Raw genomic sequence first — 19,279 nt, 5'->3', positions numbered from 1 at the left:
TCACTGCACGCAGCGCAGGATCGTGTGGTGGAGTTCGTCGGGCGTAAGATCAACTCGGCCGGCGCCCGACACTGGCACGCCGCCAGCGGCGAAGCGCATCATGACATAAGGCGTATGCCGCGCTCCGCCCGGCATGCTGACGCCGGGAATGCTCGGCCGGTGATCGCCGAAGAACACGAGCAGCGCCGGGCGGCCATCGGCACCGAGCCGTTCGATCAGACCCGTGAGCATCGCGTCGCTGCTGCGCGCATGCTGGAGATAGGCGTCGAGCCCGCCCGGAGATCCCGGCACGCGCCCGGCGTCCCAGGGGCCGTGATTCTCCATCGTCACCGCATAGAGCAAGGTCGGCCCGCGCGCCGCCGCGACCAGTTCCCCGAGTTTCGCGCCCAGAGTACGATCATCGACATAGCGGCCAGCGTCCGGCGGGACCGGCGCGAAGCCGTCCTCGCCGATCACCTGCTCGAAGCCGATCGCCGGCATCAACCGGTCGCGCCCGTAGAAGCCCAGGTCGTGCGGGTGGACGAAAATGCCGCGATACCCCGCCCCGTCCAGCCGCGCCGACAGCGCGAGCGTCGTCTCGCCATGGGCGGTCAGGAAAGGGTCGTAGCGGCGGAAGCCCAGTTCGGCCTCGCTGCGCCCGAACAGCACGCCATATTCCGTCCGCATCGTATAGGCGCCGAAGCCGCTCACCGCGAGGTCGCCATGCTGCCACGCATCGCCACGCGCTCGTGTCAGGCCGGGCAGGGCGAGGCTGGCATCGCCGCCGATCTCGACCGGATCGGCGAATGACTCGCACTGTACGATCACGATCACCTCGGGCGGGGCAGGGGCGGTCGCCGCACTCGGCAGGCAGGCCGGCGGGTCCGCCGTCTCGCGCCAGCGCCGCCAGTACACCAGCAATGTCGCGACCAGCCCGTAGCGTTGCAGGTCGCCTTCCAGGTCGGGCACGCGCATCACGCCGCCCACCCATCCGCTCCGCAACGCCAGCCACAATCCCCCGCTCGCCGCCAGCAAGATCACCGCACCCGTCAGATGTGGCGACGCGTCGAGCGAGATCAGGAACAGCAGGGCGACCAGCGCCGCCACCGCGCCGAGCGCCATCAACACGCGCTGACGTGCCGAGATCGCGGTGAAATAGAAACGCGGGTGACGCACCACCGCCGCGAGCAACGCGAGATCGGAGAAGACCAAGGGTTCGCCGAGCATCTTGTACTTGGCGTTCGACGCGACCGTGAAGACCGCCATCAGCGCGCACGCCAGCACCGCCGAGACCGCCGCATTGCCCGCCAGCGTCAGGAACACTCCGAACGCGAATGTCATCACCAGCACATGCAGTAGTGCACCGACACCGCGCCGCCCGCGCACCGGGCGCGGCCGCACTATCGAGTCGAGCAGCAGCGACACGACCAGCGTCGCCAGCAAATACATCACAGTCTTTGCCACAATTGGTCGCGTTGCCAGCCTCGATTATGCCACGCCGCGCGCCCATGAGAGAGAAGCGACGCGGCGGCTATAGCGGTCGTCCTGCCGGCTGTCACCGCGCCGCGACTTGAAAGACCAAGCGTGATCTATATGGCCCGCCGCACCGGCGACGAGTTCAGAGAATCGCCGGGGACGAAGAAGGAACGTTTGATTGCCCGAACTGCCCGCCCAAGCCCCGGCGCTGATGCCGCAGGTTGCCGCCCCCGGCATCCCGCAGCCGCTCGCCCAGCGCAACATCCTGTTGTTGCAGGGGCTGATGGGGCCGCTCTTCCGCCGGCTCGGGCAGGCGCTCGGCCGCGCGGGTTACGGCGTCCATAAGGTCAATTTCAACGGCGGCGACCGGCTGTTCTGGCGCCTGCCCAACGGGATCGACTATCGCGGCAGCGCCGAGGACTGGCCCGAGGCGCTCCGCCAGATCATCGCCGAGCGGCAGATCACCGATGTCGTGCTGTTCGGCGATTGCCGGCCGCTGCATATGGCGGCGACAGCATTGTGCCGCGATCTGCACGTGCCGGTCCACGTCTTCGAGGAAGGCTATATCCGGCCCGACTGGGTCACGCTCGAACTCGGCGGGGTGAACGGCCATTCGTCGCTGCCGCGCGACGCTGCCTGGTATCGCGCCCAAGCGGCGTCGCTGCCGCCCGCGCCGCAGCATCACCCGGTTCCGTCCTCGTTCCGTCGCCGCGCGCTGGAAGGGCTCGCCTATAACGTCGCCGACGTGCTGACGCGCTGGTATTATCCGTTCTGGGAGAATCACCGCCCCTGGCATCCTCTGGTCGAGGGGATGGGCTGGGCGCGGCGGCTGCTGCGCAACAAGGCGTCGGCGGAGCGGGCGCAGGCGGTGCTGGCAAAGCTCGCCGCCGAGCGCCCCCGCTACATGCTGTTCCCGCTCCAGCTCGATTCGGACGCGCAGATCCGGCTGCACTCCTCGTTCGCTGGGATCGCCGATGCTTTGCGCATGGTGATCGCCTCGTTTGCGGCGCACGCCCCCGCCGACATGCGGCTGGTGGTGAAGGAACACCCGCTCGACAACGGCGTGCGCGACTGGCGGCTTGAAACGGCGGCGCTCGCCAAGCTGCACGGCGTGGGTGAGCGAGTCGACTATCTCGAAACCGGCGACATCGTGCCCGTCGCGCGCGATTCGGAAGGGGTCGTGACGATCAACAGCACCAGCGGCACACTCGCGTTGGCGCTCGACGTGCCGGTGATCGCGCTAGGGCAGGCGGTGTATGATATCGAGGACGTGACCTTCCAAGGTCGGCTCGACGATTTCTGGCGCGACCCTGGCAAGCCCGATGCGGCGACCTTCGCCGCCTTCTGCCGCGTGCTGATCGACCGCTGTTTGGTGGCCGGTGGGTTCTTTTCGGATGAGGCTCTCGACAAGGTGACGCAGGGGGTGCTTGCGCGCTTTGAGACCGGGAGCCCGTTGCAGGCCTTGCCCACCGGGATTAAGGCGCCGCTTCATGCCAAGGGCATTCGCGCGCGCGATGAGGCTTTGCCCGGATTGTAGCGCCTTGAGGCGCCTGGAGGCTTCGAAGGCGCTTCATTTGAGTCCATGCGACCATATCGAAGTTTCTATGGCTGCATGGGTCCGATGGCGTGGACGTTTCGAGAGCGTGCAGCAGCCAGCACCGCGAAGCTCATGGCTTGATGCTTTGGGCGCTTTTAGCACTAGCCCAGAATACCGACGGTTCTTTAAAATGGTGACCCCTACGGTACGGGCTACCATATTCCGAAAGCCGCAGAAAACTGCGGATTCGCCTCGGCAATTCTGGCCACGCGGTACCTGTTTGCTGTACCGGCGCGGTTGATGATGACACTGATCTAGCGTCGCGTTGCAGGCATTGGAAGTGTGATACTGATGCAGCCACGATCTCGCCGTTGGGGCCGGAGAAGAACCAGCCGTCACGCGTCGTCCACGTCGATCGCGGTAGAACCAAGTCTTGCTTGGCCTTGAGCCCACCTGATAGTCCTGATGAAGACGTTCATCTGGTCTTCCAGTTGCCACCGTGCTGCTTTGCCGGGCCCGCTTTCTGTTGCGGGATTGGTGGTGGCGGCCGGTGGCGGCGGCGGTTCAGGCAGAACGAGAACACCGAGCAGGGAGAGCTTCGTGGTCAGTTCCGCGACTTGCCGTTCGATACGTTCGCTCCTGTTGGTCGCCGAAACCAACGTCGCGCATTTGCCCGCATAGGCTGCTCGGGCGTCTAAGCCGAACTCCGGGCAGGTGCTCCATGCCACCGCATTCAGCAGCAGAGGCCCGCAGTCCCCTTCGTCGGACGGTAGCCCTATGAGGAGGCCGTCGTGTGCGCATAGAAGCTGCCGGAACGCGTATGCCCCCTGCGGCAGATCACCACCTTGCTCGGCGGCACTGGGGTAATCGGGGAGGTCCAGATCGCGAAGATCCAGTATCGTCACGTCCGTCCCCAAGCTGGCCGCGCATGCGACCGCGAGATCGATCAGCCGCTGGTTATCGGAACCGGCGTCGAGGTTGTCGGCCATCGCCAGGATGCCCGGTATGAAGGTTGCGTCCTGGAAGTCCTCGACCGTTCCGTCGCCGTTGTGCGCCATTCGTTGCTCTCTAGCGAAGAAGGCCAGGCTGATCCCTGGCTTGGTATCGCGGGATGGGATCCCCCACACCGCGCAAAGCCCTTAGATCACGCTGCAAAACGTCGCGTTAGAACCGAAACGTGACGCTAGCGATGTACCAAGACGGCCTTCGCGGTCGCGGCCCTAGGATTGGTACACTGCCTTTAGCAAGTCTCGGTGCTCGTGCCTCCGCCTCTGCGACGGTATCTGCCAATCGACAGGCCGCCATCCGCGCGTCCCGCAAGCCCGATCGAGATGAAGGACATCGCAATGAAAATCGTCGTAATCGGAGGGACTGGTCTGATCGGCTCCAAGGTCGTTCAGAAGCTCGAGGCGCTCGGACATGAGGCGGTCGCGGCGGCACCGAACACAGGTGTGAACACGATCACGGGTGAAGGCCTGGCTGATGCGCTTTCGGGTGCGCAGGCCGTCGTGGATATGGCGAATTCGCCTTCGTTCGAGGATCAGGCCGTGATGGACTTCTTCCAGACTGCGGGACGGAACCTCGCCGCCGCCGAGGTCGCTGCGGGCGTCGGCCTGCACGTGGCGCTGTCTGTCGTCGGCACCGAGAATCTGCAGGGGTCGGGCTATTTCCGTGCGAAGCTCGCGCAAGAGACGCTGATCAAGTCGGGGTCAGTCCCCTACACCCTCCTCCATGCGACGCAGTTCATGGAGTTCCTGCGGGGCATCGCGCAATCGGGAACGGTCGGCGACGAGGTCCGTCTTTCCCATGCCTACATCCAACCGATGGCGGCGGAGGACGTCGCTGACGCGGTCGTCGAGGCCGCGCTCGCGCCGGCCGCGAACGGAACGGTCGAGGTGGGCGGTCCCGAGAAGTTCCATATCGACGAGCTGGTCGCGCGCGTCCTGGCGTTCGACAACGATCCCCGCACGGTGGTGACCGATCCCGACGCCGCTTATTTCGGTGTGAAGCTAGAAGAGGAATCGCTCATTCCCGGCCGGGACGCGAAGCTCGGATCGACCAAGTTCGATTGGTGGCTGGAGAACGTGCCCCCGCCTGCCTCACGCAAGTGAGCGCGCCGGCTGGCGAGGACGACGCTCCGGCCTGCCGCTGCGCCAAACCGGTTTGAGGGAGGGGCAGATATGCTCAGGAAAACATGTGTGGGCATCGCCTGTCTGATGGGCGTGCTGGCGATCGGCAACGGACTCTACATGCTCTATACGCCGGCGAACTGGTATTTCGCGGTGCCTGGGGTCACGACCACTGGTCCGTTCAACCAACACTTCATCCGCGACATCGGGCTGATCTTCCTCTTCGTCGGGACGGCCTACCTGTGCGGCGCCGGGAAGCCCGCGCTTCGGACGGCGTTGTGGACCGCCCCCTCCCTATGGTTGTCGGGTCACGCCCTCTTCCACTTCTGGGAGGTGGCGGTCGGCATCTGCGGTCCGTCCGCGCTGGTGCGGGATTTCCCGGCAGTCACGCTCCCGGCCGCGCTCGGCATCTTTATCACGCTGTGGGCGATGGGTGACGGCCGCCGTGCCGTCAGCACGGCCGCCACGCGCTGACCACCCGCGTCATCATCGACGCAATCAACCAATACAGGAGACCGACCATGACACCTCGCATGAACATCTTTCAGGCTGCCCCCGACGCGATGAAGGGCATGATCGCCGTGGAGACCAGCGTCGCCAATTCCGGGTTGGAGCACAGCCTGGTCGAACTGGTGAAGCTGCGCGCTTCGCAGATCAACGGCTGCGCCTACTGCATCCACATGCACGCCACGGATGCCGTTAAGAGCGGCGAGTCCGCCATGCGGATCCACCTTCTGTCAGCTTGGCGGGAATCCCCTTCGTTCACCGACCGTGAGCGCGCGGCCCTCACGTGGACCGAATCGCTCACCCGCATCGCAAAGACCAATGCGCCGGACGCCGATTACGCACCGCTGAAGAGCCACTTCAGCGATCATGAGATCGCCTATCTCACGGTTCTCATCGGCGCGATCAACTTCTGGAACCAGGTCCAGATCGGCCTCCGCGCCGTGCATCCCGTCGATGCGCCGGTCGCCGCGGCAGCCTGATCCCGGCCGCCTGGATGTAGCGAGGTCCGCCGTCTTTGCCGGCGGACCTCGGTTGTGAACCGATGGAGGAATCCAACATGAAATTCTATTATTGCCCGGGCGCATGCAGCTTGGCCGGCCACATCGCCTTGTTCGAAGCGGGCGTGGTATTCGAAAGCGAAAGCGTCGATCTCAAGCGTAAGGTGACCGCGGGCGGCGTCGACTTCAATACGATCACGAGCAAGGGTTACGTGCCGGCGATCGTCCTAGATGACGGTGAAGTGCTGACCGAGAACATCGCCGTGCTCGATTTTCTCGCCCAGCAGTATCCGCAGCTTGGCATCGGCGACGGGCTCTCGCGGACGCGCCTCCTTGAGGCGCTCGCCTACATCTCGACCGAGATCCACAAGAGCTTCAAGCCATTTTGGAGGGGCGGCAGCGACGCCGACAAGGCTGCGGCGGCTGAATATATCGTCAAGAGGATGTCGTATTTCGCCGACTCCCTTCAGACGGAATACCTCTTCGGCGACTCTCCCAGCGTCGCCGATTTCTACCTCTTCGTCACGATGATGTGGGCGGAGAAGTTCGGGATCGCCGCACCCGCTCAGCTTCTAGCGCTTTATGAGCGGCTGAAGGCGCGGCCCGCAGTCCAAAGGACGCTAGAGGCTGAAGGACTGCGCTGAGTTGGCGGGCCGCGTGCCATCGCGCGGCCCCCTCGTCATCGGACGATCAATCAGCGCTATCGCGGGGCGTGGCGACCAAGCTCCAAAGCAGCGCCTCGAGCGCACGCTTGAACTCGCGATCCAACGCCAGAGTCATCCGCGCGAACTCGGACTTCGCCAAGACCTCTGCGGCTGCCGGCGACGGGCACACGCCCGGCCACATGCCAGCCAAGAGCGACGTCGTCATGGCGAAGGCCCACTGGCAATCTTCGGTCGTGGCGCCGGGAAGGCGCTGGCGCATCGCTTCGACCAGCGGCACCGTCAGGCCACCGAGGACCGACTTGACCGCCTCGATCGTATCGGCGGAGACGTTCTGCTCCAGAACGGTGCCGAAGATGGCGACGAGCTTGCAGAGGCGTCGACGATCGAGGAAGCCGGTCGTCATCGCGTCCGCGATGCCTCCGACGTCGCCAGCCGGCAAACTCCCGATCCGTTCGCTTACGGCTAGCGAGAAGCCTTCGAACTCCTCGAGGAAGAGGGACAGCAGAACGTGTTCCCTGCTCTCGAAGTAGCGGTATACGTTCGACTTCGTGAAACCGGCGTGGGCGGCGATCGCGTTGATGCCTGCACCGGTCGGCCCGCCCGTGTCGAAGAGGTCCGCCGCGGCGTCAAGCAGGCTTCGACGCCGTGCGTTCTTCTGATCGGTCTGGCGGGCGCGCTTGAAGTCGGTCATCCCCGACCTTCGTCAGGGGAGGGCGCAACGCAACCTCCTTGTGCGGAAGCGGGCTCAGGCAGCGAAGCGCACGCCCGTCAGCTTTTCGGAAACCGACCAGAGCCGCTCGGCGACCGGATCGTCCTGCGCCCTTGAAGGCAGCTTGACCAAGCCCGGCGGCCCTTTCTGGTTCAACAGACCCATGGGACCGAAGTAATCGAGCTTCTGGACGGCCGGAGCCGTCGCGGCCATGAGCCCGGGAAGGGCCCCGGAAGCCGCATCGTGCGAAGCGACCGCCTGTAGGACCTTGATCAACACCGACTTCAACCCCGTGGGACGCCCGGCGCCGTTTTCGATCAGGTCGGTTCGCGCGTGACCGGGGTGCGCGGCGACGGAGAGTATGTTCCAGTCCCCGCGATCACTGCGGATCTGCAACCCGCGGGCGAACAGGAGATTGGCGAGCTTCGACTGCATGTAGGCGGTGTTGGGGACATAGGAGCGCTCGGATTGGAAGTCGTCGAAATCGATGCGGCCCATCGCCGCGATGCCCGAAGAGATCGAAACCACGCGCGGCGCGGCGGCCTTCAACAGGAGGCGCAGCAGCGTGCCGGTCAGCGCGAAGTGGCCGAGATGGTTCGTTCCCAGCTGCAGTTCGAACCCGTCGGCGGTGAGCTTTCGCGCCGGCGGCGCCATCACACCCGCGTTGTTGATCAGGATGTCGATCGGCGCGTCACCGACCTGTTCGCCGAATCTGCTAATGGAGGTCAGGCTGGCAAGGTCGAGGCGGGCGAAGCGGGTCCGTGCCTTCGGCGTGAGCTGCCGGATACGGCCGACGGCGCGGGCACCCTTGTCGTCGTCGCGCCCTGCGAGAATCACCGACGCTCCGGCATGAGCCAGCACGCGCGCGGTCTCGAAGCCCAAGCCGGTCGCCCCCGTGACCAGCGCGGTCTTCCCGGCGAGATCCGGAACGTCGTGTCCGGTAAACGGCATCGTATCGCACCCCATCCAATGATGGACCGCACATAAGAGACCGGCGGTCTTTTGCAAGCGTGATGATGCCGCAGTCGGCGGCCTACCTCCCAGGCGTCGGCCGCGCAGTGACCGAACGGCGCGGAGATTCGCCGAATACGCGCTTGAAGGCGTTGCCGAACGCGCTTTCCGATCCGTAACCGTATCGCCGTGAGACCTCGGCGATGGGCTGGCGCAGCTTCTGCAGATCGCGCCGCGCCAATCGCATCCGCCATCTCAGCAGGTATTCCAGCGGGGGCATCCCCACCCGCGAACGGAAGTGCTGTGCGAAGCTTGATCGGGACATGGCGATCGAATCCGCTAGTTCCGGGAGCGTCCAATGATGGGTTGGTGCGGCGTGCATCAGGCGCAGGGCCTTTCCGACCTTGGGATCGGACAAGGCGTACAACCAGCCTTCGCTGCTCTCACCGGAACGCGAGAGATGCGCGCGGATCAACTCGATGAACATCAGATGCATCAGATTGGCTGCGCTTGCGCCGTTACCGGCCTCGACCCCATCGGCCTCGGCCACGAAGCGTTCGAGGAGCCATCGCATGGACGTCGCGCCAGGTGACGTGTTCGGGAGCAGAATGCAGTCCGGAAGGGTATCGGTCAGGATCGCCGAGGACGTGGGGTCGAGCACCATCTTCCCCCCGACCACGTGGAAGTCGGCGCCATCACCGATGGTTGCGATCGGCGCATCGGTGCCGAAGACGTCGGCTGCGTCGACAGGAGATATCGCGAGGTCGGTCGCCAGCGTGAACGGGAGCCCGCGAGCGAGCAGGAAGCAGTCGCCCGCCTTCAGCTCGATCGCTTCGTCCCGGCCTTCGATCGCGAGCCATGCGCGGCCGGAAAGCACGGCGTTGAACTTCAGGCCTTCGTGCCGCCCGACGCGCAGCGACCAGTCTCCTCCAGCCCTGAGCCCCGTGGAGACGGAGCTCTGTGCTTCCAGCAGTGATAGAACGTCGGTCAGGGGGTCTGTCATCCTTGGATTATCGCGACAGAATACGCGACTTTCAAGCATAGGATATCCGTCCCGCAGCCGTTACCTCCTGTGACTGAGGAGATTGATCATGACCAGCAGCAAGCAGCACCCAATCGGCTCGGGTTACGACGCTCACAGCACGGCCGAGGATGTCGTCGGCGGCAGCGACCTGACGGGCAAGACGGCCATCATCACCGGTGGCCATTCGCACCTCGGGCTTGAGACCGCGCGGGTTTTAACGGGAGCCGGCGCGCGGGTCGTCATTCCCGCGAGGGATCCGCGCCGCGCCCAGGACGCCCTGTCCGTCGTGCCGGGCGCGACCATCGAGCAGATGGATCTGATGGACCCGCAGTCGATCGACGCGTTCAGCCAGAGGTTCATCGCCAGCGGCGAGAAACTCGACATACTCGTGAACAGCGCCGGGATCATGGCGACTCCTCTCGCGCGGGACGCTCAGGGGAACGAGTCGCAGTTCTCGACCAACCACCTAGGCCACTTCCGGCTCACGTGCCGTCTGTGGCCTGCGTTGCGCAGGGCGGACGGCGCGCGGGTGGTGTCACTCTCGTCGCGCGGACACCAGATCTCCGACATCGATTTCGGCGACATCAACTTCGATCGCCGCGCTTACGACAAATGGGTCTCATATGGTCAATCCAAGACGGCCAACATCCTGTTCGCTCTCGCGTTGGACGGCTTTGGCGAGGCCCATGGCATTCGAGCGTTTTCAGTCCACCCGGGTTCTGTCCTAGGCCCGCTGGCGCGTCATCTGACCGAGGAGGAGATCGATACGTTCGGAGCGCGGGGCGCCGACGGCCGCCCGAACATCGACCCGGACCGCGACATGAAGACGCCGCAGCAGGGCGCGGCCACTTCCGTCTGGTGCGCGACCAGCGGTCGGCTGGATGGCTTGGGGGGTGTATACTGCGAGAATAGTGACGTTGCTCCCATGCTAACCGAAGGCGCGGTGGGTAAGCCGGGCGTTGCGGCATGGGCGGTCGATCCCTCAAGCGCCGACCGCCTCTGGACGGTCAGCCGACAGCTGACCGGTGTGGATCTCGCATACTAGGGCAGGGGGGCAACGCCCCTCTCCGCCCGCTCAGATCTCCGCCATGACCTCGCCGAGCGAGGACGCGCCCCCGAAGAGATTGCGCATGTCGACCTTGCGCGACAGGATGTCGGCCACCGTGTAGCGGTCTAGGACCGCGAGGAACGCCTGCGTCGCTTCGCCCAGGATGCGCGGCACGGTGCATGCGGGGGCGACCAGGCAGGTGGAGCAGTCGACCAGGGTGAAGCCTTGTTCGGTATGGCGAACGAGCTGTCCCAGCGTGATCTCCTCCGCCGGGCGTCCCAGGCGCAGCCCCCCGTTCCGGCCCCTGATGGTCTCGAGGAACCCTCCTTGGCCAAGATGCTGGACCACCTTCATCAGGTGGTTCTTCGATATGCGATAGGCGTCGGCGATCTGGGCGATCGAAGACAGCTCGTCATGCGACCCCACGTGCAGCATGATCCGGATCGCATAGTCCGTGTAGCGCGTCAGCTGCATCGCGGTGTCGCGGTCATCGCGACGGCGACCCGGCGCCGGCGGGTCGGCTTTGACGCAAGTTCCGTATGCACTCGCCATCCTTCGCGTCGCGAGCCCCGATCCGGCGCGCGCGGAGGTGGGGGCCGTTGCGCGCCGAGGGAGCGCTTCGGTTCGGTGATCGTGGCGGTCGTCATCGCGCGAGCTTCCCTTCGAAGGCCGGAAATGGGTTCAGCGAAAAGATGCATATTTGGTGCTTGTTATCTAAACGGTGCCGTGTGTAAAGATGCACTTGTCGCCTCCTGAGCCGGTGGCTCGAGCGTCAACGCCACGACCTGGTCGACGAGCGTCGTCTCGAGCGGCGCGATGCCAGCAGGGCGGGTTTTGTCGCGGAGCAGGCCATCGACGCCTTCGGCCATGTACCGCTCCTGCCAGCGCCACACGCACGTCTTCGACTTGCCCGTCGCCGCCATGATCGCAACGGTGCCCAGCCCATCATCCGACAGAAGGACGATCCGCGCCCGCCATACGTGCTTCTGGGGCGACCCACGTGCCGAAACGAGAGCCTCAAGCCGAGCCCGATCCGGTGCCGTGACGACGAAGGTGATACCGCTACGCATACCCTTTGGTCGCACAATGCAGCGCCCGCCGGAATGCTCAAAAGGACTCATTCGTCACGATCAATCCACTAGATAGCCTCGGGGGAGGCGGAGCTACCCGTACCCGCCCTACCGTGTGCCTCTCGGACCGTGAGACAAAACTGTGAGACTTTCCGCCAATCCTCGCGGCTGCACGACTGTGTCGCGCCGAAGCCAAGCTTGCGCTGGGGCAGGGCAGAGATCCCGGCGCTAAGGCTGCGCCGGCGCCGGTTACGACGTTCGAAGCTGCCGCGCGGGCGTGGCACGACAACCGCGCGGCGTCGCTTAATGCTGGCCATGCGACTCGGCTGCTGACCCGGCTCTAGCGCGACGCGTTCCCGGCGTTCGGTGACCGCGGTCTGCGCGCGATCACCAGTGCCGACGTGCTCGCGATGGTGCGCTCGGTCGAAGCGCGCGGCGCGCTTGATGTCGGTCGGACGCCTCGAAAAACCTCTGGCGGATAGCCGGGGCTGGTGATTCAACTGACGCCGAACCGCTTCTTCTCTACCGTCTCGCCCGTGCAGCCACCGTTATCTTCTGGCTCGCTCAAGCCGTTCTGATCCTACCGCGCCTGTAAGTGACCTCTCGACCTTCAAGCGTTGGCTGAATAGCGATGCTTCCGGACGTGAACGTTGCCGCTTGCGCGTTCTCGGCGGCGTAAGCGAAGCACCGTCCAGCCATTTGCGCGTTCTGGGTTATAGGTTGTCCGGCAGCCTGCTCGATCAGATAGCGCCGCCCGAGCGCGATCAGCCAGGTTCGGGCGAGAACGGTTGCGGCTTCCAGCGCACCGTCAGCGAAATGCAAAGTCGCCCATGCAGCGAATCCCCTGTCGAGCGTATTTCCCCGAAGAGCCGGCGGGTGCAAAATGGTAGCATCTTGGATGAGCCAGCGATGTATCTCGATGTCATTGCGGTGGACGGTGATCGCGACGGGCGAATCGGTTTCGTCCGGAACGATCGCGTCGTAGCGGCAGGAGCCTTCAGCTTGCTTGCCGTGTTGGATGGCAAGTACCGCGAGATCGAACAGATGCGTGCAATGACGGCGCGCACGCCCACCGCTGTAGAAGGCTCGTCCAGGCAGGTCCAAACGCGTTCCGACGAGATCTTGCAGAACCGTGATTGCAGCAGGGCATGCCGTGGTTGGGATGCGGATGGTTTCTCCCTCGATCGCCGTTACCACTTCGCCGTTGTGGCGGACGCGGCAGCGCATTTCATGAAACGTGTCGGACAGATGCGCATCGACGACACCATCGCCGCAGGTGATCTGCACCATTCGCCGGCAAGCGCCCGAACCATAAGCGGGATTTGGCGGATAGCATAAGTTGGCGGGGCGCATCGGCGCGGTTATTCGCTCGGGAAGACCGGCGGCCGCTTCGCGAGGAAGGCGGCGACACCTTCACGACCTTCCGCGCCGGCGCTGGCCGCAGCGATCGACGCCGCTTCGGCGTCGAGCTGTGCGTCCAATGGCGTGGTGATTGCGCTCAGCAACAACCCGCGACATCGCGCAAGCGCCGCCGATGGCCCGGCGGCGAGGGCGAGCGCCGTCTCGCGCGCCGCCGCTTCCAGTTCCCCCTCCGGGACGACGCGCGTTATCAGGCCGATATGCACGGCCTCGCCCGCGTCTATCCGCCGATTGGTAAGCAGGATATCCTGGGCCTGCCTGAACCCCACCAAACGCGGCAGCCACCACGACAGACCGCCATCCGGCGTCAGGCCGATTGCGGTATAGGCCGCCGTGAAATGCGCCGTATCCGCCGCGATGACGATGTCGCCGAGCAAGGCCAGGCTGAAGCCGGCGCCGGCGGCGGGGCCATTGACGGCGACGACGAGGGGTTTCGCCATCGTTGCCAGTCGCAGGATGCCGGCATGGAAGCTGCGCGCGAGCTTTAGAACGGTTGCCTCGATATCCCCGCCCGTCTGAGCGAACACCGCGATGTCGCCGCCAACACAGAAAAAGCGGCCGCTCCCGGTCAGAACGACGCAACGCACCGTTGGATCGTCGGCGCAGCGATCCGCCATCGCATGCAGTGCTTCGGCAAGTTCCGGCCCGAGCGCGTTGCGATTCTCCGGCCGGTCCAGCGTGAGCCACGCTACGCCGTCTTCGACGCGAAAGCCGATGGGGGTGTTGGTCATGGCGTATCGATCCGCTCGACCTGTCGCCAGGCGAGTTGCATGAGTTCGGGCAGGACGGCGACGCGTTCGCGCGCCTGGGCGGATGCCGCGGTGCCGCGCAGCACGCGGCCTTTGATGCCGTGGAAGATGGCGGCGAGACGGAAAAAGTTGAACGCCATGTAGAAGCCATAGCCTGGCATCGTGCCCATTCCGCGCCGGCGACAATAGGTGGCGAGATACTCCTGCTCGCTCGGCAGCCCGAGTGCCATCGTGTCGGCACCGCCGAGCCCGGCTACGATATGCGGAGGCATGCGATACATCATCGCATGGTATGCGAAATCCGCGCCGGGATGTCCCAGCGTGGACAATTCCCAGTCGAGCACCGCCAGCACGCGGGGCTCGGTAGGATGGAAGATCATGTTGTCGATGCGGAAATCGCCGTGAACGATGCTGGTCTCGTCGCCTGGCGGAATATTGGCGGGCAACCATTCGACCAGCCTGTCCATGTTCGGATCACGGCCTGCCTCCTCATCCTCCAGATACTGCTTAGACCAGCGTCCGATCTGCCGTTCGAAGTAATTCCCCGGGCGACCATAATCGCCGAGCCCGACGGCATCGTAATCGACACTATGAAGCTGGGCGATCGTCTCGTTCATCGCGTCGAACAGGGCGGCGCGCTCCGCGTTCGGCACGCCGGGAATGGTCGCGTCCCAGAAGATGCGGCCCTCCACCATGTCCATCACGTAGAAGATGGTGCCGAGTACCGCCGGATCGTTGCAGACGCCACGGACATGCGCGACCGGGAAGCCCGCTTTTGCGAGACCGGTGAGAACGCGTGCTTCGCGATCGACCGCATGGGCACCCTTGAGCAATTGGCCGGGCGGTTGCTTGCGGAGCACGTAGCACGCGCCTGGTGTCACCAGCCTGTATGTGGGGTTCGACTGACCGCCTTGGAACTGCTCGATCGAGAGCGGGCCGGCGAAGCCATCGACCGTCTCGCGCATCCACGATTCAAGCGCGCGCGCATCGAGTCCATAGCCCTCACGAACCGCAATCGTACCGCTGTTGAAATTGGCTGAAACACTCACGGTCGATACCTCTCGATCGGCAAAATGGCGTACCGCGCTGGCGATCCGCTATCTGGCGGGTGCGCCCGCCTGGATGGCGGGGGGAAGCCACCGCCCGTCCAGCATCTCCGGCTTGGGGCTATAGGCGCGAATGACCACGAAGAACGGTCCCGCCGGCGCGGGCAGCCAATTGCCGCCATCGCTTGGCAGATGCTGGAGACGGATATCGATCGCTCCGTCGGCGCCGACCTTCAAACCCGGTGTTCGGTCGCTCACCAGATAGCGGCGGAGGGGGTTGGGATAGAGGGTGAAGGATTTGGCGTCGTACAGCGTGACCGACCAGAAGGCGTTGACTGGCGGCGGGGTCCGCAGGCGCAGCGTGTAACGCGACGCCGCGCCGTCCAGGGGCTTTCCGTTTCCATCCGCAAAGGTTGTGTAGGATGCGTTTTCTTCCCGGACGTTCGCTCCGAGCCCGGCGGTGTTGGTGACGGACCGGCGGATATAGTTGAAGCCATATTCGCCCTTGTTCACTTTCATCCAACCGGTGCCGGTGGACACGCCGAGCTGCGATTTCGAGGCCGCGATCAGGGCGACTGCATCGGTATAGCCGCCGTCGATCGCCGCGAGCGACGGCGCGTCGAGGGCCGCCGCGCCGAATGGGCGATCGCCCACTACGCCGAGCACGCGGAAGCGCGACACCAGCGCTTCCTCGCCGGGCTGGCACCCGTTGACCCGCAGGATGTAGTCGAGAACCCGCAAGAACCCCGCCGCTCCCGGCGCGGGAGCGGGCGGCGTCATGCCTACGCCGGCCTCCTGCGTCGGAATGGCGGGCGGGATGATCTTCACGTCGTCCTGGAAGCGGCGGGCGTAGGCCACCTCCTTGTCGGACTGAGCGAAGGCGCGCATCAGAATCCAGAGCTGGACGGTGGCGGCGCGGTAGACCGTCGTGCCGGGCGGGGGCGAGCCGTGCCAGCCGGGAGGCACCAGCAGGAAGCGCCCGCCGTTCAGCCCGATCGTCCGGTTACTCAGGTTGCTCGGGTTTCCGAAAATATCGAAGATGTTGAGGGTGAAGTATTTCAGGCTGGTCGGCGGGACGTCGATTTCGACCGGCCCCTTGCTCAAATCGATCCATGCGGTCGAGTAAAGCGTGTCGGAATTGGGTACCTTGAACGTTGCATAATCAGGCCCAGCGAGCGCGCGCTCATGCGCGAAGCGGTTGAAGCCCGTGAAGTTCGGGGCGGACGTGTCGAACACCTGACGGTACATCTGCTCATATTGCAGATAGGCCGACATACCGTAGATCGTCGCGTCGAACGCAGTGGACTTGAGCAGAGCGGCGCGGCTCTTCTCGTCCTTCGGCAGCAGATCGGCGCCGAAACCGGCGGTTGAGCGCGGCGCTTCGGGCGCGGCGAACGTGTTCGCCGAGGCTGGAAAGGAAACCGCCGCAACGAGTGCAGCGGGCGCGATGAGGAGGCACCGGATCGATCGGGCGCAGGCGCTTTTCGCCATATCGGCTTGGCTCTCTTTGGGTGGCGCGGGCTTGCTCATGCCTGCGCAGCAATCCAGTCACGCTTGATCTTCTTGGCCAGGCTCCATTTGTGAACCTCGGTCGGGCCGTCATAGATGCGGAACGCCCGGATTTCGCGGAACGCCTGCTCGACGATCGTATCGCCCGAGACGCCGGTGCCGCCCATCACCTGAACGCACCGGTCGGCCACCCGGAACAACGCGTCCGACACCGCCACCTTCGTCATCGAGCTTTCCGTCGTGCCTAGGGAGCCGGTATCGAGCACGCTGGCGCACCAGTCGATCATCAATTCGGACTGTTGGAGATCGATGAGATTGTCGGCGAGCATGAAGCCGACCCCTTCGTGATCGACCAAGGGCTTGCCGAAGGCGTGGCGCCGATTGGCATAGTCGGCGGCGATTTCGTGCGCACGGATCGCCAGCCCGAGCCAGCGCATGCAGTGCGACAGACGGGCCGGACTGAGCCGGATCTGGGCGTATTTGAAGCCCTCGCCGCTCGCGCCGAGCATCTGGTGCGCGGGAACGCGCAAATCGACGATGTCGATCTCGGCGTGGCCGCCTGGCATCGAACTGTCGATCGTGTCGATCACGCGTGTGGTGCGGATCGCTGGGTCTGGAAGGTCGACGAGGAACATGCAGGCGCCGTCGTCGGATTTCGCCATGACGATGCCGACGCTGCCGCCTTCCGCCCCGGTGATGAATTTCTTGCGGCCGTTGATGACCCAATGATCGCCGTCGCGCCGGCACGTTGTCTGCATCATTGAGGGATCGGAGCCCGCACCGCCGTCCTCGGCGGGTTCGGTCATGAAAAACGCGGAGCGCGCGACGCCCGCGATCAGCGGGTCCAGGAAACGCGCCCTTTGCTCCGCGCTGGCGACCTTGCCGAGCAGATACATATTGCCCTCATCGGGCGCGGCGGTGTTGCACGCGAGCGGCCCCAAGGGTGACAGGCCCGACCTCCGCAGCACGATCGCGGTTTCGCGCTGCGTCAGGTGTGACCCGTCCGGGAGGACGTGCGGCGTCAGCACGCCGGCGGCGCGGGCCTTTTCCCGCAGTTCGCGAACCAGTGCGTCCGCCGGACCGTGATGGTCGCGGCGGCCGTCCTTCTCGTAAGGGATCACGATGTCGCGCACGAAGGTTTCCACCTTCGCCGCAATCGTCTCTGCGCGCTCGGTCATTGTGCGGTAGTTCCTCCGTCGATCACGAGTTCGGCGCCGGTCATGTAGCGCGATTCGTCGCTGGCCAGGAAAAGGATCGCATCGGCTACCTCGTCCGCCTGTCCGATCCGCCCAAGCGGAACGTCCGCCAGCAACGCCTTCGCGATTTCCGGGTCGGCATAGGCCGGCGCGGTGAGCGGCGTCGCGATGTGGCCCGGATGGACCGAGTTGGCACGCACGCCATTGCCTGCCGCCGCGCATTCCAGCGCCGTGACCTTGGTGAACATTCGCACTCCACCTTTCGCGGCGCTGTAGGAGCCGGTGTTCGCGCCCGCGACGATGCCGCGGATCGACGACATGTTGACGATCGCCCCGCATCCGGAGGCAGCCAGTAGCGGCATCATGTGCTTGGTGCCCAGGAACACACTGTCGAGATTGACCGCGATGATCGAGCGCCATTGGTCCAGCGTGGTATCGGTGATCGCGGCGAACTTGCCGAAACCGGCATTGTTGACGAGGATGTCGAGCTTGCCGAAGCGCGCCCGAATGCGTTCGGCTAGCGCGACCCACCCTTGCTCGTCGGTCACATCGAGGGGGATCGCTTCGTGTGGCGCACCAGCCAGGCTTTCGCGCGCCGCCTTCAGCGCCTCGACGTCACGGTCGGCCAGAAAAACTGTGGCACCCCCATCGGCGAGCCCCCGTGCGGTGGCGAGGCCGATGCCCGAGGCGGCGCCCGTAACCAGCGCGATACGATCGGCGAAGCGGCTCACGCCGCCTGTCCGGACAGGCCGGCGTCATCCTTGCTCAGCGAGAGCAGGCTTTCGAAAGTCGGATTGGCGCGGGACAGGATCGCCTCGGTTCGCGCCCGGATCGGGTCATCGAAGCGCTCCGATGTGAACACGTACAGGCGATCCTGCCGGATGCCCTCGAACGCCTGCGCCGCGACAGCTTCGGGGGAGGGCGCGTTGCGGTACAGATTGTCCGCGATCGAGCGCAGCTCCTGCGCTTCCTCCGCCCGGCCCGCCGCAGTCTGGAGATGCGCGGGCCGCGAGCGCTCGGCATCATAGATGCGGGTGGCGACGAGGCCGGGGCAGAGCATCGTCACGCCGATCGGCGCGCCTTCGTCGCGCAGGCCAGCATACAGCGCCTCGGTGATGCGGACCACGGCGTGTTTCGACGCGCCATACACTGCGGACCCCGATCCGCTCACGAAACCGGCAACCGAGGCGGTGTTGAGGATATGTCCACTCCGCCCCTCGGCGAGCATCCGGGGTACGAAGCTGCGGATGCCGTTGACGACGCCATCGACGTTGACGCCGAACGCCCAGCGCCAGTCTTCCGGCGCGTAATCCCACACGAAGCGATGCCGGCCGCCGGGAACGACCCCGGCATTGTTGCACAGCAGATCGACCCCGCCGAAACGATCCCAGGCAGCATCCGCCAGCGCCTGCACCGCGTCGGGATCGGCGACGTCGGTCTGTTGGAGAAGGATCGCGCTCGCGGAGATCCGGCCGGCGATTGCTTCCAGATCCGCGCGGTTGATGTCGGCGAGGACGAGGTTCATGCCCAGCGCTGCGGCCTGATCCGCCAGCGCTGCGCCGATGCCGCTTCCCGCGCCGGTGATGACTGCGGTTTTACCGGAGAAATCTTTCATGCCGGCATCGCTCCTGTCCTACCATGCGGTCCGGTTCGGGGACTCGCCGTTCGCCACCCCTTTAGCCGACCGTCCGGTCGGGCGTCAATCGTGATCGCGCCGTTGACCGCCGGAAAAGAGCGGCATAGCAAGGCTCGGCCGACCGGACGGTCT

The 19,279-nt window shown here is 65.2% G+C and carries 20 protein-coding genes and 1 pseudogene; 7 read left to right on the top strand and 14 right to left on the bottom strand.

Going from position 1 to position 19,279, the window contains the following annotated elements:
* A complete protein-coding gene (locus tag J0A91_RS00665; RefSeq protein WP_240502153.1) occupies nucleotides 1-1,443 on the bottom strand; it encodes an LTA synthase family protein in 1,443 nt (480 codons plus the stop codon).
* 223 nt (nucleotides 1,444-1,666) lie between these two features.
* On the opposite strand from J0A91_RS00665, the gene J0A91_RS00660 reads away from it, so the two are divergent.
* The gene (locus tag J0A91_RS00660) at nucleotides 1,667-2,992 is read left to right on the top strand and encodes a capsule biosynthesis protein (protein ID WP_083224422.1); all 1,326 of its coding nucleotides are present in this window, start codon (nucleotides 1,667-1,669) and stop codon (nucleotides 2,990-2,992) included.
* A 395-nt stretch (nucleotides 2,993-3,387) separates the two neighbouring features.
* Here J0A91_RS00660 and J0A91_RS00655 read toward each other — a convergent pair whose 3' ends face one another.
* Nucleotides 3,388-4,050 carry an NAD(P)H-dependent oxidoreductase gene (locus J0A91_RS00655; protein ID WP_069203294.1) on the bottom strand — a complete coding sequence of 221 codons (663 nt, stop codon included), beginning with the start codon at nucleotides 4,048-4,050 and terminating at the stop codon, nucleotides 3,388-3,390.
* A 273-nt stretch (nucleotides 4,051-4,323) separates the two neighbouring features.
* Here J0A91_RS00655 and J0A91_RS00650 point away from each other — a divergent pair, with 273 nt between their 5' ends.
* The 4 genes from J0A91_RS00650 to J0A91_RS00635 all read left to right on the top strand — a co-directional run bounded on the left by J0A91_RS00650 (nucleotide 4,324) and on the right by J0A91_RS00635 (nucleotide 6,769).
* A complete protein-coding gene (locus tag J0A91_RS00650) occupies nucleotides 4,324-5,103 on the top strand; it encodes an SDR family oxidoreductase (protein WP_240502152.1) in 780 nt (259 codons plus the stop codon).
* A gap of 87 nt (nucleotides 5,104-5,190) precedes the next feature.
* Nucleotides 5,191-5,595 (top strand): hypothetical protein, encoded by a 405-nt coding sequence (locus J0A91_RS00645; protein WP_240502151.1) that lies wholly within the window; start codon nucleotides 5,191-5,193, stop codon nucleotides 5,593-5,595.
* A gap of 47 nt (nucleotides 5,596-5,642) precedes the next feature.
* Complete coding sequence (locus J0A91_RS00640; protein WP_069203292.1) at nucleotides 5,643-6,107, top strand: carboxymuconolactone decarboxylase family protein; 465 nt, start codon at nucleotides 5,643-5,645, stop codon at nucleotides 6,105-6,107.
* Nucleotides 6,108-6,184: 77 nt separating this feature from the next.
* Nucleotides 6,185-6,769, top strand: coding sequence for a glutathione S-transferase family protein (locus tag J0A91_RS00635; RefSeq protein ID WP_069206899.1), 585 nt, complete (start codon nucleotides 6,185-6,187; stop codon nucleotides 6,767-6,769).
* Nucleotides 6,770-6,815: 46 nt separating this feature from the next.
* On the opposite strand, the gene J0A91_RS00630 is transcribed toward J0A91_RS00635, so the two are convergent.
* The 3 genes from J0A91_RS00630 to J0A91_RS00620 all read right to left on the bottom strand — a co-directional run bounded on the left by J0A91_RS00630 (nucleotide 6,816) and on the right by J0A91_RS00620 (nucleotide 9,453).
* Nucleotides 6,816-7,481, bottom strand: a complete 666-nt coding sequence (locus J0A91_RS00630) for a TetR/AcrR family transcriptional regulator (RefSeq protein ID WP_069203291.1) — start codon at nucleotides 7,479-7,481, stop codon at nucleotides 6,816-6,818.
* A 54-nt stretch (nucleotides 7,482-7,535) separates the two neighbouring features.
* Entirely contained in the window at nucleotides 7,536-8,450 is a 915-nt protein-coding gene (locus J0A91_RS00625; protein WP_069206898.1) for an oxidoreductase, read from the bottom strand.
* 82 nt (nucleotides 8,451-8,532) lie between these two features.
* Nucleotides 8,533-9,453 (bottom strand): AraC family transcriptional regulator, encoded by a 921-nt coding sequence (locus J0A91_RS00620; protein WP_069203290.1) that lies wholly within the window; start codon nucleotides 9,451-9,453, stop codon nucleotides 8,533-8,535.
* A gap of 88 nt (nucleotides 9,454-9,541) precedes the next feature.
* Between J0A91_RS00620 and J0A91_RS00615 the strand changes: the two genes are divergently transcribed.
* Nucleotides 9,542-10,519, top strand: coding sequence for an oxidoreductase (locus J0A91_RS00615; RefSeq protein ID WP_069203289.1), 978 nt, complete (start codon nucleotides 9,542-9,544; stop codon nucleotides 10,517-10,519).
* A 30-nt stretch (nucleotides 10,520-10,549) separates the two neighbouring features.
* On the opposite strand, the gene J0A91_RS00610 is transcribed toward J0A91_RS00615, so the two are convergent.
* Entirely contained in the window at nucleotides 10,550-10,996 is a 447-nt protein-coding gene (locus J0A91_RS00610) for an Rrf2 family transcriptional regulator (protein WP_069206897.1), read from the bottom strand.
* A gap of 269 nt (nucleotides 10,997-11,265) precedes the next feature.
* A pseudogene (locus tag J0A91_RS00605) lies at nucleotides 11,266-11,592 on the bottom strand (helix-turn-helix domain-containing protein); the annotation flags it as partial.
* 401 nt (nucleotides 11,593-11,993) lie between these two features.
* Here J0A91_RS00605 and J0A91_RS25165 point away from each other — a divergent pair.
* Nucleotides 11,994-12,074 (top strand): hypothetical protein, encoded by an 81-nt coding sequence (locus J0A91_RS25165; protein WP_420852841.1) that lies wholly within the window; start codon nucleotides 11,994-11,996, stop codon nucleotides 12,072-12,074.
* An 82-nt stretch (nucleotides 12,075-12,156) separates the two neighbouring features.
* Here the strand turns inward: J0A91_RS25165 and J0A91_RS00600 are convergent, their stop codons facing one another.
* The 7 genes from J0A91_RS00600 to J0A91_RS00570 all read right to left on the bottom strand — a co-directional run bounded on the left by J0A91_RS00600 (nucleotide 12,157) and on the right by J0A91_RS00570 (nucleotide 19,126).
* Complete coding sequence (locus tag J0A91_RS00600) at nucleotides 12,157-12,882, bottom strand: DUF2889 domain-containing protein (RefSeq protein ID WP_069203288.1); 726 nt, start codon at nucleotides 12,880-12,882, stop codon at nucleotides 12,157-12,159.
* Nucleotides 12,883-12,953: 71 nt separating this feature from the next.
* Complete coding sequence (locus tag J0A91_RS00595; protein ID WP_069203287.1) at nucleotides 12,954-13,742, bottom strand: enoyl-CoA hydratase/isomerase family protein; 789 nt, start codon at nucleotides 13,740-13,742, stop codon at nucleotides 12,954-12,956.
* Complete coding sequence (locus J0A91_RS00590) at nucleotides 13,739-14,809, bottom strand: phosphotransferase (protein WP_069203286.1); 1,071 nt, start codon at nucleotides 14,807-14,809, stop codon at nucleotides 13,739-13,741. Before J0A91_RS00590 ends, J0A91_RS00595 begins: the two co-directional genes overlap by 4 nt.
* A gap of 48 nt (nucleotides 14,810-14,857) precedes the next feature.
* A complete protein-coding gene (locus J0A91_RS00585) occupies nucleotides 14,858-16,297 on the bottom strand; it encodes a DUF1254 domain-containing protein (protein WP_069206896.1) in 1,440 nt (479 codons plus the stop codon).
* Between the two features lie 35 nt (nucleotides 16,298-16,332).
* Nucleotides 16,333-17,493 (bottom strand): acyl-CoA dehydrogenase family protein, encoded by a 1,161-nt coding sequence (locus tag J0A91_RS00580; RefSeq protein ID WP_069203285.1) that lies wholly within the window; start codon nucleotides 17,491-17,493, stop codon nucleotides 16,333-16,335.
* On the bottom strand, nucleotides 17,490-18,242 hold the full coding sequence (locus J0A91_RS00575; RefSeq protein WP_069203284.1) for an SDR family NAD(P)-dependent oxidoreductase: 753 nt from the start codon (nucleotides 18,240-18,242) through the stop codon (nucleotides 17,490-17,492). Before J0A91_RS00575 ends, J0A91_RS00580 begins: the two co-directional genes overlap by 4 nt.
* Nucleotides 18,239-19,126 carry an SDR family NAD(P)-dependent oxidoreductase gene (locus tag J0A91_RS00570; RefSeq protein WP_069203283.1) on the bottom strand — a complete coding sequence of 296 codons (888 nt, stop codon included), beginning with the start codon at nucleotides 19,124-19,126 and terminating at the stop codon, nucleotides 18,239-18,241. The genes J0A91_RS00575 and J0A91_RS00570 overlap by 4 nt, the downstream gene beginning before the upstream one ends.
* Nucleotides 19,127-19,279: the final 153 nt, after the last annotated feature.

The sequence above is a fragment of the Sphingomonas panacis genome (assembly GCF_001717955.1).
In the GTDB taxonomy this organism is placed as follows: domain Bacteria; phylum Pseudomonadota; class Alphaproteobacteria; order Sphingomonadales; family Sphingomonadaceae; genus Sphingomonas; species Sphingomonas panacis.
The sequence above is the reverse complement of the archived record's forward strand: the minus strand, read 5'-3'. Positions and strand labels throughout refer to the sequence as shown.

Bases quoted from the DNA above. Each gene is read 5' to 3' on its own strand.
- J0A91_RS00570 (WP_069203283.1), bottom strand. From the start codon at position 19,126: ATGAAAGATTTCTCCGGTAAAACCGCAGTCATCACCGGCGCGGGAAGC.
- J0A91_RS00635 (WP_069206899.1), top strand. From the start codon at position 6,185: ATGAAATTCTATTATTGCCCGGGCGCATGCAGCTTGGCCGGCCACATC.
- J0A91_RS00585 (WP_069206896.1), bottom strand. From the start codon at position 16,297: ATGGCGAAAAGCGCCTGCGCCCGATCGATCCGGTGCCTCCTCATCGCG.
- J0A91_RS00595 (WP_069203287.1), bottom strand. From the start codon at position 13,742: ATGACCAACACCCCCATCGGCTTTCGCGTCGAAGACGGCGTAGCGTGG.
- J0A91_RS00620 (WP_069203290.1), bottom strand. From the start codon at position 9,453: ATGACAGACCCCCTGACCGACGTTCTATCACTGCTGGAAGCACAGAGC.
- J0A91_RS00655 (WP_069203294.1), bottom strand. From the start codon at position 4,050: ATGGCGCACAACGGCGACGGAACGGTCGAGGACTTCCAGGACGCAACC.
- J0A91_RS00640 (WP_069203292.1), top strand. From the start codon at position 5,643: ATGACACCTCGCATGAACATCTTTCAGGCTGCCCCCGACGCGATGAAG.
- J0A91_RS00615 (WP_069203289.1), top strand. From the start codon at position 9,542: ATGACCAGCAGCAAGCAGCACCCAATCGGCTCGGGTTACGACGCTCAC.
- J0A91_RS00610 (WP_069206897.1), bottom strand. From the start codon at position 10,996: ATGCAGCTGACGCGCTACACGGACTATGCGATCCGGATCATGCTGCAC.
- J0A91_RS00630 (WP_069203291.1), bottom strand. From the start codon at position 7,481: ATGACCGACTTCAAGCGCGCCCGCCAGACCGATCAGAAGAACGCACGG.
- J0A91_RS00600 (WP_069203288.1), bottom strand. From the start codon at position 12,882: ATGGTGCAGATCACCTGCGGCGATGGTGTCGTCGATGCGCATCTGTCC.
- J0A91_RS00625 (WP_069206898.1), bottom strand. From the start codon at position 8,450: ATGCCGTTTACCGGACACGACGTTCCGGATCTCGCCGGGAAGACCGCG.
- J0A91_RS00660 (WP_083224422.1), top strand. From the start codon at position 1,667: ATGCCGCAGGTTGCCGCCCCCGGCATCCCGCAGCCGCTCGCCCAGCGC.
- J0A91_RS00650 (WP_240502152.1), top strand. From the start codon at position 4,324: ATGAAGGACATCGCAATGAAAATCGTCGTAATCGGAGGGACTGGTCTG.
- J0A91_RS00580 (WP_069203285.1), bottom strand. From the start codon at position 17,493: ATGACCGAGCGCGCAGAGACGATTGCGGCGAAGGTGGAAACCTTCGTG.